Annotated in this window: 9 protein-coding genes and 1 riboswitch; of the genes, 8 read left to right on the top strand and 1 reads right to left on the bottom strand. The window is 42.4% G+C overall.

Annotation, left to right across the window (positions count from 1 at the left end):
- Positions 1-4: 4 nt before the first annotated feature.
- The 3 genes from B5X70_RS03290 (at position 5) to dprA (ending at position 4,408) form a co-directional block, all read left to right on the top strand.
- Positions 5-2,389, top strand: coding sequence for a glycoside hydrolase family 127 protein (locus B5X70_RS03290; protein ID WP_079556450.1), 2,385 nt, complete (start codon positions 5-7; stop codon positions 2,387-2,389).
- A gap of 437 nt (positions 2,390-2,826) precedes the next feature.
- Positions 2,827-3,276 (top strand): hypothetical protein, encoded by a 450-nt coding sequence (locus B5X70_RS03285; protein WP_079556449.1) that lies wholly within the window; start codon positions 2,827-2,829, stop codon positions 3,274-3,276.
- A gap of 16 nt (positions 3,277-3,292) precedes the next feature.
- Positions 3,293-4,408, top strand: coding sequence for a DNA-processing protein DprA (dprA, locus tag B5X70_RS03280; protein ID WP_079556448.1), 1,116 nt, complete (start codon positions 3,293-3,295; stop codon positions 4,406-4,408).
- A 5-nt stretch (positions 4,409-4,413) separates the two neighbouring features.
- Here dprA and B5X70_RS03275 read toward each other — a convergent pair whose 3' ends face one another.
- Positions 4,414-7,341, bottom strand: a complete 2,928-nt coding sequence (locus B5X70_RS03275; RefSeq protein WP_079556447.1) for an FAD-binding and (Fe-S)-binding domain-containing protein — start codon at positions 7,339-7,341, stop codon at positions 4,414-4,416.
- Positions 7,342-7,429: 88 nt separating this feature from the next.
- Positions 7,430-7,718, top strand: a riboswitch (cobalamin riboswitch).
- Between the two features lie 80 nt (positions 7,719-7,798).
- On the opposite strand from B5X70_RS03275, the gene B5X70_RS03270 reads away from it, so the two are divergent.
- From B5X70_RS03270 to B5X70_RS03250, 5 genes are all read left to right on the top strand, one after another.
- Positions 7,799-8,458 (top strand): Dph6-related ATP pyrophosphatase, encoded by a 660-nt coding sequence (locus B5X70_RS03270; protein WP_079556446.1) that lies wholly within the window; start codon positions 7,799-7,801, stop codon positions 8,456-8,458.
- A gap of 115 nt (positions 8,459-8,573) precedes the next feature.
- The gene (locus B5X70_RS03265) at positions 8,574-9,383 is read left to right on the top strand and encodes an ABC transporter substrate-binding protein (protein WP_079556445.1); all 810 of its coding nucleotides are present in this window, start codon (positions 8,574-8,576) and stop codon (positions 9,381-9,383) included.
- Positions 9,384-10,403 carry a FecCD family ABC transporter permease gene (locus tag B5X70_RS03260; protein ID WP_079556444.1) on the top strand — a complete coding sequence of 340 codons (1,020 nt, stop codon included), beginning with the start codon at positions 9,384-9,386 and terminating at the stop codon, positions 10,401-10,403.
- The gene (locus tag B5X70_RS03255; protein ID WP_079556443.1) at positions 10,393-11,223 is read left to right on the top strand and encodes an ABC transporter ATP-binding protein; all 831 of its coding nucleotides are present in this window, start codon (positions 10,393-10,395) and stop codon (positions 11,221-11,223) included. Before B5X70_RS03260 ends, B5X70_RS03255 begins: the two co-directional genes overlap by 11 nt.
- Positions 11,224-11,428: 205 nt before the next feature.
- Positions 11,429-16,219 (top strand): RHS repeat-associated core domain-containing protein, encoded by a 4,791-nt coding sequence (locus B5X70_RS03250; RefSeq protein WP_079556442.1) that lies wholly within the window; start codon positions 11,429-11,431, stop codon positions 16,217-16,219.
- Position 16,220 lies beyond the last annotated feature (1 nt).

The raw sequence follows: 16,220 nt of genomic DNA, 5'->3' as shown, positions 1-16,220 counted from the left end.
TCTTATGAGAAAAAATCTAATCAGGTTTAATTCATTACTTCTTTTGCTGGTAGTAATGTTATTAAGTTGTAGTAAAACTCCATCTCCATCTGGAGAATTACAGCCTTTTCACCTTTCTGCTGTCAGTTTGCTCGAGAGTCCTTTTACGCATGCCAGTTTTATGAACGAAGGCTATGTAATGGCGCATGATGTTGATCGATTGCTGGCACCATTTTTAATTGATGCCGGACTTGAACCCCGGGCACCCCGTTATGGCAACTGGGAAAGCGATGGTCTTGACGGGCATACCGGAGGTCATTTTCTAACCTCATTTGCACTAATGTATGCCTCTACCGGAAACGAAGAAGCAAAACGTCGGCTGGATTATATGGTTGATGAATTGGAGCGTTGTCAAATAGCTAATGGTAATGGCTATGTTGGTGGAATTCCAGGAGGTATGGCCATGTGGGAGGAGATCAAATCCGGTCATATCAATGCTGGTAATTTTTCTTTAAATGGGAAATGGGTTCCATGGTACAATATCCATAAACTATATGCCGGACTTCGGGATGCTTACCTTCTTGGCGAAAATGAGAAAGCACTCGACATGCTTATTGACCTCACAGACTGGTGTGTTGATTTGGTTAGTGGTTTATCTGATGAACAGGTTCAACAGATGTTGATATCAGAGCATGGAGGAGTGAATGAAGTATTTGCAGATGTCTATGCTATTACCGGTGAAGAAAAATACCTGGAATTATCTCGCAGGTTTGCACATCGTGTGCTTCTCGATCCTTTAATTGCAGGTGAAGACCAACTAACAGGAATGCATGCAAATACTCAGATACCTAAAGTGATTGGATTTATGCGCACCGCCCAGCTTGCAGGTGATAGAGAGTGGGAGGAAGCCTCTGCTTTTTTCTGGGAAACCGTGGTAAACAACCGAACAGTAGCCATGGGAGGCAACTCAACTTACGAGCATTTTCATCCCAAAGATGACTTTTCATCTATGATTGACTCACGTGAAGGTCCTGAGACCTGTAATACGTATAACATGATGAAGTTGTCGCAGCAACTCTATTTTAGTCGTAACGATCTGAAATATATCGATTATTACGAGAGATCTCTATATAACCATATTCTTGCTTCGATACATCCTGAGCATGGTGGATTGGTATATTTTACCCCCATGCGCCCCATGCATTATCGGGTTTATTCAAACCCCGAGCACACTTTTTGGTGCTGTGTAGGTTCCGGAATAGAAAATCATGCGAAATACGGAGAGTTAATTTATGCACATGATGACAAAAATGTATATGTGAATTTGTATATCCCATCTAAACTAAACTGGAAGGGAAAAGGGATTAAATTATCGCAGCAAACAACTTTCCCAGAATCGGAGAGTACCACGATAACAATTGATGAAAACAATTCCGGTGAGTTTGGAGTTTTTATACGTCATCCTCAATGGGTTAAACCAGGAAGCTTAACCGTTAAAGTGAATGGGCGCAGAATTAGAGGAAACAGTTCGCCCGGAGACTATTTTGCAGTGAGCCGCAACTGGAACCCTGGTGATGAAATAGTGATTGAACTGCCAATGTTCACTTATGGAGAAGAGATGCCGGACGGCTCACCCTTTTTGGCTCTTTTGCATGGGCCGATTGTTTTGACGGCTTCAACAGGAACGAGGGATTTAGATGGATTGGTAGCAGATGACAGCAGAATGGGACATATAGCACACGGAGCTTTATATTCCCGAGAAAACGCGCCAATGTTATTATTGGATGATGAAAACTGGACAGAAAAAGTTAAATCATCCGATAGTCCACTGACTTTTACAGCTCCTGAACTGATATATCCCAGAGAGTTTTCCGATCTGGAATTGATCCCTTTTTATAAGCTTCACGATGCCCGATACATGGTTTACTGGCAAACAGCAACATCTGAAGAGATTGAGAAGATTAGGGTTGAATTGCAAGAGCGAGAGCGGGTATTGATGGCTCTGGAAGCACAAACCATAGACCATGTTGAAACGGGGCAACAGCAACCCGAATCGGACAGAGGCTTTCAGGGAGAGCAGACAGAGGCTGGTGTCCATCAAAACCGACATTGGAGACATGCATCCGGATGGTTTTCCTATTATTTGAACGATAGGCAAGCAGAAGCTAAAACTTTAAGAGTAACTTACTATGGATTAGACAGAGACAGGGATTTTGATATCATACTTAATGGGGAGGTCATAGCCACAGTAAATCTGGATGGATCTCAGGGGGATAGTTTTTTTGATGTGGATTATCAAATTCCGTCACATATTGCTGAAAAACAACAAAATGGAAGGCATTTGCTTATGTTCAGAGCACATGAAGGTTCTATCGCCGGCGGAATTTTCTATGTCAGGTTGATGAGATAGTTCTCGCTATTCCCTGAAATTGTTGAAAAAATAGATTTAACCACATGGTTCACAAGGGATATGCTCAGGTTGTAAAGTTTGCTGTGTTGATGTTTTGCTCTTTGTGATCTCTGCGAGATGCTTTGTGTACTCTGTGGTTTCATCTTTACAACTTTTTGACAGCATCATTTTCCTCTAATCGAATAATCATAACCTTGTATGTACTCCTGCTGTTTCTTGGATAATGAAAAATATTCAATCAACAGTCACCTTCATTAAATTCATTTATTGTGATGTTTCATTCGTTTCGCATCAGGAATAAAACAGTAAAATTAAAAGGGTAGTTGTTATTTCGTTAAATATTTTGTTTTTTGTGGTAACAAAAAACAATTTTACAGATATTTGCCATCGCAAATATCGTTTTAATAAATCGACGAAAGATAAATCTCCCTTCAAAAATGAACAACAAAAAAACATCGAGCAGGTATATTCAGTTATTTGCAGGTTCCTGGTTAATTGCCCTCACCTTATTCGTGCTTTCCTTTGTGTTAAAAGTGGATGTGCTTCCTATATACCAATATATACTTGGTTTTGCTATTCTTGGTATTGCCGTTGTGTTTGGGAGCGGAGGTTTTTACTACATTGAAATAGAATCAGAGAAGGATGTTTTCCGCATTAAGTATTTTAACTTGATGCCTGTTGGCAGAGAATTTAATGCCATGGAGATTCCTTTAGGGCGGTTTCATAAATATGAGGTAAAATCAAAGTTTTGGGGTATGTTCCATTATCTCTACCTTTTTGAAGAGACAGGGCGTGGATTAGCTAAATATCCTGCTATTGGGTTTACTGCATTGCGAAAAGACGAACGATCTATTATTATAGAATTTTTAGATAAAATCAGCAGATAAATAATCAGCCTTAACCGTGAATTCCCAAATACACTACCAAATAGCCATCAGCCTTATAAAAGGAATAGGGCCAAAATTGGCACGCAATTTAATTGCTTACCTTGGATCCATTGAAGCCATTTTAGATTCCAAAAGCCGATTTGAAAAAATCCCGGGAATTGGAACCGTTATGGCTCAAAAACTTCGTGAAACCGACTTTGTTTCCATCCTGAAACAGGCTGAAAAAGAGATGACCTTTGTGGAAAAAGAGGGTCTAAAAACACTCTTTTTTACCGATGAAGACTATCCCCGTCGATTGAGTTTTTGTGAAGACGCTCCCCTGATGCTTTATTATCGTGGCAATGCTTCGTTGGATGCCACTCGTATGATCAGTGTGGTTGGTACCAGAAGGCCATCGGATAATGGGATGACCAACTGCGAAAAACTGATTCAGGAATTGGCTGTTCGTCATCCGGGAACTGTTATTGTGAGCGGACTGGCATATGGAATTGACATTTGTGCTCACCGTGCAGCGTTGAGAAATAACCTTCCAACCATTGCTGTTTTAGCTCACGGACTGGACAGAATCTATCCGGGAACTCACCATCACACAGCGCGCGAAATAGCCGAAAGAGGGGGATTGCTCACTGAATTTATGACAGAAACCAATCCCGACAGACCAAATTTTGTAAAGCGCAATCGCATTGTGGCTGGTTTGTGCGATGCAGTTGTTGTAGTTGAGTCCGCCCGAAAAGGGGGTGCGTTGATTACCGCAGGCATTGCAAATAGTTACAGCAGAGATGTGCTGGCATTTCCGGGGCGGGTGAACGATGAAGCTTCGGGTGGATGCAATAAACTCATTAAGACCAACATTGCTGCGCTTATTGAGGATGTCGACGATCTGGAATATGCCCTTGGATGGGAAAGTAAATCGGGTGGTTCGTCCGTTGTTCAGGGGTCTTTGTTTGCTTCGGCCGAAACGCCTGACGAAAAGGCCATAATGGAGGTGCTTTTGGCTGAGAAAGAGATGAATTTGAATTTATTGGGATTGCAACTCGGAATGCCCATCGGAAGACTTTCTGCTACATTGCTGGATATGGAATTTAAAGGATTGGTGAAGAGCCGGCCTGGAGGTGTTTTTAAATTATTATAGGAGTGTTAAACTAAAGCCTCAAACAAAATTTCCACGGGATGTAGTGAATCTCTATCTGTTCCATCTTTTATCTGATGTCTGCATGAGTGCCCGGATGCGGCCAATAAGGTGGTTTTCGGGGTTTTTCTTACCTCAGGAAACAGTGTTAGTTCGCCTATTTTTAGTGATAAGTGATGGTTTTTCTCTTCATAGCCAAATCCCCCGGCCATACCGCAACACCCTGAAGGAATCTCTTCGGCATGGTAATTTTCAGGAAACGAAAGGATATCGCGTATAACGGAGGTGTTCATCAGTGCTTTTTGATGGCAATGGGCATGAAAACGAATATGGCGTTCCTCGTTAGTGAAACTTCTATTTTTTATCCTTCCTGCTTGCATTTCACGAAGAATAAACTCTTCAATGGATAGTGTGTTTTGTGCAATCTCACGGGCAAAATTACGCTGTTCGGACGATGCCAAATCAGGATATTCATCCCTGAAGGTGAGGATGGCTGCCGGCTCTATTCCAACCAGAGGCATCTTGTCAGAAATTTTGCCATAAAGTTTGGAAAGATTATTATTCACAATGCTTTTTGCTTTATGCAAAAAACCTTTGCTTATTTGTGTACGTCCGGTCTCTTTAATTGGAGCCAAAACAACGTCATAACCTAAACGGTGCAGTAAAAGCACCGTTTTAACACCAATTTCACTGTCGTAGAAATTGGTGAATTCATCTGCCAGCAGCATGACTTTCCCATTTGGCCGTTCATCTGTTACTACTCCTTTTTTCTTAAACCAGACATCGAATCTCTGTTGACTGAAAGAGGGAAGTGTGCGATGTGGGCTAATTCCGGCAAAATGATTCAGGCGGGGTTTTAACCATTCAGATTTTATTAAAGGGTTCAGGAATCTTCGCCAGGGAAATAAGAAGCGATTAACCATTGGTAGATTTGCCATAACGCGGGAGGTTAAGGAAACACCCTCCGTATCGGCGATGTGTTGCAAAAACTCGGCTTTCAATTTTGCCATATCCACACTCGATGGACACTCACTTTTACAGGCCTTGCAACTGAGGCATAAGTCTAAAACCTCTTTTATGTCTTGATATGTGAGAGTTTCCGAACCATTCTGTCCCTGAAGAAAAGACCTGAGAATATTTGCTCTGCCTCGGGTTGAGTGTTGCTCATCGCGGGTTCCCATGTAGCTGGGACACATGGTTCCTCCGGCAGTGGCGCTTTTTACACAGTCGCCTGAACCGCTACAACGTTCAACTGCACCCAAAAGTCCGGCTTCTTCCGCCCAATGAAAATGAGTTTTCCCGAATTTGTTATTCACTTGCTGATATCGAAAAGCCTGATCCATGGGTGGAGTTCCGGTGATTTTTCCCGGATTGAAAATTCCTTCCGGGTCAAAAAGGTTTTTCACCCGTTTCATGAGTTCGTAATTCTCTTCCCCTACCATCAAAGGAATGAACTCGCCTCGCAAACGCCCATCGCCATGTTCTCCGCTTAAAGCTCCACGGTATTTTTTTGCAATTTTGGCGGTATCTTCTGCAATTTGCCTGAATAATTTTATGTCTTCACTGTTTTTCAGGTTAAGAACCGGGCGAATGTGCAGCTCGCCTGAACCAACATGAGCGTGATAAACGCATTTTTTTCCATAGCCGGCAAGCATTTTGTCAATATCTTCAACATAAGCGGGTAAGTCATCAACCCGAACCGCAGTGTCTTCAATGAGGGTGACTGGTCTGGCGTCTCCCTTCATATTTGAAAGAACGCCTAAACCTGCTTTTCGTAATGCCCATACACGATTGATATCTTTTCCTGTAACCATTGGCCATGCATAGCCCATGTTCTTTTGCCTGAAAACACGTAACGTGTTTTCAGCTTTTTGTAACATTTCTTCTTCCGAATGACCTGAAAATTCTATTAAAAGCAAAGCAGCCGGGTCTCCTTCGACAAAAAAACGATTGCTTCGCTGTAATGGATTATCCAGAGTCAGATCCAAAATGTTTTTATCCATTAATTCAACAGCATCAGGTGCATGATTGTGAACCAGCTCTATGTTTGCTAACAGTGCATCATTTAAGTTGTAAAAATGCGCGCACAAAAGTAGTTTGTGTGGAGGAGGTAAAGGAACCAAAGATAATTTTACAGATGTAATAAAGATAAGAGTTCCTTCAGAACCGGCGACCAACTTCGAAAGATTAAAGGGTTCTCCATCCTGATTAAATGGAACAGTATCCAAAAGCATATCCAGCGCATAACCGGAGTTGCGGCGTTTTACATCGGGATGGGGAAATTCTTTGCGAATTTGTTTTCGAACGGGATTGTCGGTATAAATTTCCCGCATCAGGCGATAAATTTCGCCTTCCAGGGTCTCTTCGCGGCACTTTTTATCAAACTCCCATTTTTGTAATGGACGAAAAGTGACTTCTTCGCCATTGGCTAAGAATCCGGTAACTTCAATGATATGGTCCCGGGTGCTGCCATAAATCATGGAGTGCGAGCCGCAGGAGTTGTTGGCAACCATTCCACCCAATGTACATCGGTTGGAAGTGGAGGTTTCAGGGCCAAAAAAAAGTCCGTATTCTGTTGCCTTTCTGTTTAAATCATCCAGAACAACACCCGGCTCTACTGTAACCCAATTTTCATCGGCGTTGACTTCAATGATGCGGTTCATGTGGTGGGAGATATCCACCACCATGCCATTACCTACCACCTGACCGGCCAAGGAGGTGCCGGCTCCCCTCGGAATGAGAGGGATGTTGTGTTTGCTTGCACAACGCACAATCATGGATACATCTGTGGCATCACGGGGCAGAACCACAGCCATTGGCAGTTCTTTGTACACCGATGCATCGGTAGCGTATAAAGTGCGCGACAAGGTGTCGGTGAGCACTTCTCCTTTCAAAAGATTATCGAGTTCCCCAAAGGGGGGATACGGGTCATCCATGGAAAATGAAAGTGTTGGTTCAGAGCTCAAAAATAGCAAATAATATAGAAATGAGAACTTTTTAACAGCTACTTAAAGTTAAAAGTGTAATTTTGCAATTGAATTTGGTTTTCCGAATTGCTTTCGCATTCGGAATGAAAAGGGAATCCGGTTAAAATCCGGAGCTGTACCCGCAGCTGTAAGTTCTGTAAAAAGGTTTTTGAGATTCTTTGCCACTGGGAAATCAGTGATCAGTGTTCAGTTTTCTATAACAACTGCCAACTGCCAATTGCTAACTCTTAACTGATAACTGATAACTGCTAACTGAACATTGAAATACCGGGAAGGCATCAAAAACAGGAACAAGCCAGAAGACCTGCCATAAGCAAATCGAATGATGAATCTGAACTTCGGGAAAAAAGTTTAAGAGGCTGATTTACGCTATTCTTTTTCTCTTGAAGACTAAAATTGTTTTCAAATGAGTGCATTTGTTTCATGGAGTGGAGGAAAAGATTGCATGTATGCCATGCATCGCTTTCTACTTCAATCTGAACTTCCGGTAAGCCATTTGGTAAATATGTGCGACGAAACCGGATTGAAATCCGGTTCTCATGGCCTCGATTCAGCTCTGATTAAGGCTCAGGCTGAGCAGCTAAATGTTGAACTGGTGCAGAAACCTACATCAAAATCCCAATACAGAGCCAATTTTATTGAAACCATATCAAAATTAAAAAATGAAGGGGTTACTACCGGGATTTTTGGGGATATATATCTGGAGGCGCATCGGGAGTGGATAGAAGAAGTATGCACCGAAATTGGCGTAACACCTGTGTTCCCACTTTGGGGGATGGATACATCGGAATTGCCGGATTTGTTTGTGGCCGATGGATACAAATCGATGGTGGTAGCTGTTCGAAAGGAAAAACTGGGAGAAGAATGGCTTGGACGAATCATTGATGAGAAATTTGTGGAGGATATAAAATCTTTGACAGAAATTGACCCCTGTGCTGAACAGGGAGAATATCATACTTTTGTTTTGGACGGTCCGCTATTTAATAAAGCGGTCGAATACAATATAAACGAAAAATGGGAGGATGAGTGCCATCTCTATTTGGAGTTAAAAGCTATTACAGCGTAAGTCGGAAAAGGTGTTCCTCTCACAGAACGATTGTAATCAGGGAGGTTAAGCTGTTTCTGCGACAAATAAATTGATTAATCGCCGCACAAATGCGGCGAATATAAAGAAGTTAAAAATGAAGAAGACAACAATACTATCAATATTCGTGCTGATATTCAGTGGTTTGTTAGCGCAAACTCCGCAACGGATAGTTTCTCTGGCGCCATCGCTTACGAAAAGCCTTTACTATCTGGAGGCCGCCGATTTAGTGATCGGACACACCACCTATTGCCATATTGCAAAGGATGATGACAAGGAAATTGTGGCGTCGGCTGTTTCGGTAAATGTTGAAAAGGTGGTGACATTGCGTCCTGATTTGGTTTTGGCTACCACCATTACAAATCCCGAAACCATAGAGATTATAAAACGAGCCGGTATTCGTACCGAGATTTTTCCCACGGCAAGCTCTTTTGATGAGATTTGCGAACAGTTTGCTCAACTGGGTGAAATGATTGGAAAAAGTGATGTGGCTGAAAAGGTGATTTCTGAATCCCGACAGATTGTTGAAGAAACTCGTCAAGCCTTTAAGGGACATGAATCTCTGAAGTTTTTCTTCCAGATTGGTGCACGCCCGCTCTTTTCGGTATTGGATAATACTTTTATGGACGATTATATAACTTACTCGGGTGGAAGAAACATTGCTTCGGGCTTAAATACCGGCACACTTTCAAGAGAGTTTGTTTTGGTTAACAATCCCGATGTTATTATTATTGCTACCATGGGAATTGTTGGTGAAGAGGAGATGCAGATATGGGAAAAATATCCAACGCTGAGTGCGGTAAAGAGTGGCAGGGTGTTTTTTGTTGAATCGGATATGGCGTGTACGCCAAATCCGCCTGATTTTGCTAAAACCATGCAAATCATTCGCCAAAAACTGATTGAATAGATGTTACAAAACCGGACAATATTCTGGATGGGGTTTACCCTGGTTATTCTGCTGCTGGTGTTAGCTGCAGCTTTGCTTTCTCTCACCACCGGAGAGGCTTCAATATCTTTGAGAGATATCATCCCGGTTTTAAAGGAAAAGGAGGGAATGGAATATTTCATTCTCACAGAAATCCGAATGCCGCGTATTATTCTGGCTTTCGCGGTGGGAGGGGCTCTGAGCCTTTCCGGTGCTATTCTACAAGGGATTTTCAGAAACCCCCTGGTGGAACCCTATACATTGGGGATTTCCGGTGGTGCTGCCTTTGGCGTGGCATTGGCAATTGTTACAGGTGTACACTTCACCATTGGCATGTTTATGTTGCCATTATCGGGGTTTGTGGGAGCCATGTCCACCATTTTACTGGTGAGTTTACTGGGCTTTCTTCGGGGTGGCACAGATATCAATAAAATGCTGCTGATTGGGGTGATGATAAGTTTTGTAGCATCTTCTTCAATGATGTTTCTCATGTCGGTTACAACGGCAGAAAATCTGCATGGCATCATTTTTTGGATTATGGGTTCATTGGATGAACCCAACCGTTTGTTGATAAAAATTACATTTTACTCATCTCTGGCGGGACTGGTCATCAGTTATCTGTTTGCCCGGCCGTTAAACGCTCTGTTACTGGGAGAAGATAAAGCCGGGCATTTAGGCATCAACAGCCGGCACACCATTCGTATTCTATTTTTAGTGGCATCACTTTTAACAGGTATTTGCGTTTCGGTGGCTGGTGTAATAGGTTTTGTTGGATTGGTCATTCCTCATCTGATTCGGTTAATAGCCGGATCCGATTACCGCTTTCTTCTCATAGGAAGTTTCCTGGGCGGCAGTTTCTTTTTAATTCTCAGCGATGTAATTGCCCGTACCATCATTTCTCCCAATGAATTGCCAATTGGCGTGATTACCGGTATGGCCGGAGGTGTACTATTTATTATTGTGTTAAACAAATTTAGAAACCGCAAACAATATGGTGCCTGATTACCTGAAAATAGATAAGTTGAGTTGCGGATATGGCCGTAGTTTCAACCTCAAAGATGTCTCAGTTTCATTGAAGCAGGGCGTTTTCGCAGGCATCATTGGCCCCAATGGCAGCGGAAAAACAACTCTTTTTAAAGGAATCTCGGGAGTTTTAAAAGCAAAATCGGGAAATATTTTGCTTAATGATGTGGATTTGGGGAATCTGAAATTGAGCGAAAAGGCTCGAAAGGTCGCCGTGGTTTCACAGTTTCCCGATGCTGCTGACATAACTGTTGAAGACTACGTTTTGCTTGGGCGACTGCCTTTCCGGCAGCCGTTTCAGTTTTTTGAGTCGGCACGCGACAGGGTAATTGCCAGAAAATATATGCAGCTGACCGGTGTTTTTCCACACGCAAAAAAGCTGATGACACAACTCAGTGGCGGAGAGCAACAACTTGCAGCCATTGCACAGGCTTTGACTCAGGAACCGGAGCTTTTGCTTATGGACGAGCCCACTTCTCACCTGGATATTACACATCAGGTTCAAATTCTGAACCTGATTCAGCGTCTCAACCGTGAAACCAATCTCACCGTTTTGATGATTATTCATGACCTCAACCTTGCCGCTGAATATTGTGATTTTCTTATCATGATGAACAATGGCGATGTTCATATCATGGGAGCACCGCTTGATGTGTTAAACTACAAGAATATTGAAGAAGTATATAATACGGTTGTGGTGACTCAAAACAATCCTTTATCAGGCAAGCCTGCCATTTTTTTGGTTTCGGAAAAAGTGTTGAAAGAGGTACAGGAGCGGTACAGGCAGAAAGGTAATTGATTAATGGGGCATTTTTTTAGAAGTAATTTATTCTATTGTTATAATTCATCGCAAAAGATTTCATATTTTTAGAAACACCTATTTATTCATAAACCTATTTTGTGCAAAATAAAAATGCGTATGAATTCTAAATTCACAACCAGAAAGCGAAAATCTTAGCTCATGCAAGTTTGATACTGCCAATGAATTAACATAAATATTAAAGATGAAACTAAAATTTACAGGAATACTGTTTCTTTTTGCAACAATTTTTCAATTGTCATCAGCATCAGGATGGGATCTGCTCAGTTCTCAAGATGCAAGATTTGTACATTTAACAACCATTGGATCTGTTTGGCTGGCGGTGGAATACCATGGCACCGGGGGTGGTACCATTTTATTATCATCCAGAGATCAGGGTAATACCTGGGATCCAGTTCCCGGGATGACAGATGTTGGAGTGCTGTGCGAACATGATGGGAAGATTGTATTAACAGGAAGGTACAATAACACTTTCGCCCTTTATGAATCGACAGATACGGCCACTACCTGGAAAAGGCTGTTATATCCTGCCATCAATCCGCCCAGGGATTTCCTGATGAATGATACCGCCATGTTTGCCTATACACATAAAAGTGGCAGCACGCTCAGTCCGGTTTACAGATCTTTGGATGGCGGCAATACCTGGGAGCCATTGCCTTTCGATCTTGGAGATCGTCCACACTACATTGGCTTCATGTTTCCGAAAGCTTTTGTTGAACATGAAGGAGATATTGGCGTATTTGTGGGTAATGTCGGGTTTTATCGGTCGCAAGATGGAGGCAATACCTGGGTTCAGCAGAATGATGGGTTACCCATTAATCCTGACAACAGCGAAGTTGATGAAATCCCCGATCATGCGCCGTTACACAGTTTACCCTTTGGCATGTTTATGTCGTATAAAAACGAGTTGTATAAGTATAATGAGGGAGAGTGGATTCAGCAGGATTTTGTTTCCTATTATTATGCCAGTGCAAATCCCCCATTTCAAGAAGATGGTTGGAGAGAAGAAGGGGAAGGGAATTTTAGGCCGGTTATCCACGCATACCGTGCACCATATCTCTTTGCCACTAACGGAGGAACCACCGGAGGCACGCTGGGAAACATTTATTACTCTCTCAACGAAGGGGAAAAATGGTTCCGGTTTTCCGATTCGGATTTCACCAGTGTATTTGGAAGTTCGATTCTGATCGACGGGAACTATGTTCATGCCGGATTTGTTAACGGTTTTGCAAAGAGAAGCTTGTCAGAAGCCATCAACCATAAAATAAAAAAGGAGGAGGAAGAGGTTTTTGAGCCCATGTCTCCTGCCGAAATTAATCAACTGCTGGCACATTTGTGTCCTGAAGGGATGAGAGATTTGTTGAATCGATTCGGAATGGATTCCCGGGAACTCACAGGCAGTGAAATAAAGAAATTCCTGAGAGATCAGCTCAAGGGGGTTTCATCTGACTTGTTTATCAACAGTCAGCCATCTGCATGCAACGACAGAGGGATGCCGGGCTGGTATGTCAATCCAGGCGACCTGAGACTATTCGTCCGTGATGCAATTTTTCGAAAAGGAGGGCCCGGACCCACAACAGCCATTGCAATTAACTACCTGCCCGACGACAGGATGAATGGGATTTTTGGAAAACACTGGCGTTTTGAGTATGAAATTTCCCTTGAAGAATTTGAACAACAGGTGGTTGTTACAACGGGTTCCGGTGGCAGATACTTTTTCAATTCAGATGAACCCATTCATAAAGGAACGGATCCATTCCTGATACCATGTTCGAACAATGAACCTGTCACATTGCACTGGACCGGAACTGCATGGAAACTTGAAAAAGGGATAGCCCATCAATTTATCAACTTCGTTGAAGGGGACAATGGGTCATACGTGGCACAATCAATAGAAGATGACCTGGGAAATTCACTGACAATCGGGTATGATGAAAATTTCCGGATTGTTACCATCACCGATGCCGTTGGGCGCATTTTTCAGATAGATTACCAAAACGACCTCTGCAGCAGTATTTTATCACCCGATGGACGAATGGCTCTATTTGAATATGAAGATAACAAACTGATCTCAGCCATTGACTTCAATCTTCTGGAGTCGGCCTATGAATATGATCAGCATGGAAACATCACTCAAATTGATGTGGGTGGAAGAGCAACACAATTTTCATACAGTTATAGCACCAATGAAAAGGGACAGATTGAATCCGTTACCGACCCTGAAAACAGAGAAATCCGATATTTCTCTACACGGATAGACGAAGAGGCCCTCCTGACTAACGTGATCAGCCCTGATGGAAAAACCACATCATACATCATCGACAATTACCACCGTCTGGTATCGGTTGTTGACGACACCGGAAATGAGAAAAAAGTAACGTATAATGAAAACGGGCAAATCGAATCATTAATATGGGCTGATGGCAGCCGGGTGGCTTTTGAGTATGACCCGCATGGCAATGTGGCAAGAAAGAGCGACCGTAATGGGGTGGTAACCAACTACCAATACAACGAAAATCGGCATCTGACTTCTGTCCTTGATGAGAAAAATGAGGGAATTGTCTATAATTACAATAATCAAAACAGGGTGTCGGCTATTTCAATATTTAAAAATGGAAATAAAGATTTAACATATTTGAGATATGAATATAACCAGCATGGTCAGATTACATCTATGAAGGAATACCATGGATGGACTCATCAATTGCGGTATGATGGCTTTGGAAATCTCATCGAATACACAAATCCGTTGAATGACGTAATGTCCATAACATATGACGATTATGGCCTTTCACCGACAACAAAAACCGATTTTAATGGCAACACCTATGCCATGGAGTATGATGGCAATGGCCGGTTAATCAGTATGACAATGCCTGATGGCAGCCAAAAGGAAATCCTTTACGATTGTTGTGCCCAGACGGGTTATACCGACGAAAACGGACAGGTGTTCTCGGTCTTCAGGGATCAAACCAACCGGATTGTGCAAACCATTTCACCGGAGGGCAATACTTCACACATTCACTACAACAACAATGGTTTAATTTCTGAATACAGCAACAATTATGGCAGTAAAAAGAGACTGCAATATACCGACAGAAATTTCCTGGAGAACATTTTGGATGAAGAGGGGATCATACGGTTTAGCTACAATCGTGATGGGAACCTGGTATCTGTTATTGATAAAAAAGGGAACCGCACCAGATTTGATTATAACAACAACGGGCAATTAAAAAGCATTACTGATGCCAAAGGACACGCATCATCTTTCAGCTGGAGTCAGGAAGGATTACTGAATTCCTTCACCAATGCACGGGGCCAGGTAATCGAATATACTTATGACCATTGGCTTCGTGTAGGGACCAAAGCTTTAAACGGAAAGATGCATGTTGGATATGACTATTACCTGAATGGGAATATTTCGGCATACATAGACTTACTGGGAGAGGACAATTGGGATGAGACTGTTTGGGAACGCAACAGTCTGGGAATGGTAAAAAATATTTTTTATTCTACCCCCGACAACTTAAATGTTGGTTTTGATCATGATGCCAATGGAAATGTCATAAGCACGGATTACCTGCAAGAATTAACTGTAGCGAATACTCCTGACCCGTTAAACAGGATCGCAAAAATAGAGTGGAATGGTCATCAGGTCACATTCATTTACGATAACAATGGCAACCTGTTAAAGGAAGAAAGGAGCAACGGAACATTTACCGAATACAGCTACAACAACGACAACAGGCTTATCAGTATTGAACACTCCAATACAGAAGGCCTGTTTTGCAGTGAATCGGTAACTCTGGAACAAAACATTGTTGTTTCCGTGGATGCGCTATTGATTCCTGAAATAACAGGACAACCCGAGAATATGTACAGCTTATCATCCAACGAATTGAACCAGCTTGAGGGGAACATGTTCAATCAAATGGAATTTGTTTATGATGAAGATGGCAATCTTGTTGAATTTGTGCATCAGGATATTTCAAAATTTACGGCTGAATATTCACATGACAACCGGATTACCCGGTTTATTACCCCCGGTAAGGTCATCGATCTTATTTATGATGGAATGAATTATCCGCGGCAAATCACCACCAATGGGGTAAAATCCTATCTTCTATACGACCACAAAGGACGATTGTTATTTGAAACAGACGCAAATGGTCAGGTTGAAACCATGTATATTTACAGGGGCAAAAGGCTCATTGCAAAAATGAATAGTGAAGGCAATGTCTATTTTTACCACTATAATCGTCATGGAAATACCCTGGCCATTACAGATGAAAATGGAAGCATCGTAAATTCCTACGCCTACTCGGCTCACGGTTATGTGATTGGTGAAGAAGAATCTGTTCCCAACAGATTCAAATTTCTGGGGGCTTTTGGAGCCATTCATCTTGATGAACACCATACCTTAACCGGAGCAAGAGTATATAACAACCAGCAGGGTAGGTTTATCCAGCGGGATCCACTGGGGATACTCACAGGAACCAATCCCTATTTGTATGCTTCCAATAATCCCATTGCCGGGATTGACCCTTTGGGGTTCGACACACAGGAGGCCACCATCAACACCACGGCTTTTGATTTACCATCCGACAACGATTTCGGCGGGGTTGCTGGCGGAACCGCTAATCCCTATGCCGAAAACCTGCCCTATCGCATCAATGGATGGGACATTGCTTTTGAAACAGGCAGTAACACCCTAAGAGGTATTTCAGATCACCCCATTTCCGATTTTTTACCCCCGGGAGTTGGTGAAGCCGTTGGCTCCTACAAAGCCATTGAAAATATTTCGGATGGAGAATATGGTAAAGCCTTATGGCAATTTGTTCCTTTTAATAACTCCCTTGAATGGATCGGTAATCAAATTAAAAATAATGTAAAACCCGTTAATCCATTCGGGACGTCACGCTTGGGTGTATTTCCTCAATTACCTAATATGACTCCTTACTCCTGTGATTTATAAA

The organism is Alkalitalea saponilacus, assembly GCF_900168165.1.
GTDB classification, from domain to species: domain Bacteria; phylum Bacteroidota; class Bacteroidia; order Bacteroidales; family Marinilabiliaceae; genus Natronoflexus; species Natronoflexus saponilacus.
The sequence above is the reverse complement of the archived record's forward strand: the minus strand, read 5'-3'. Positions and strand labels throughout refer to the sequence as shown.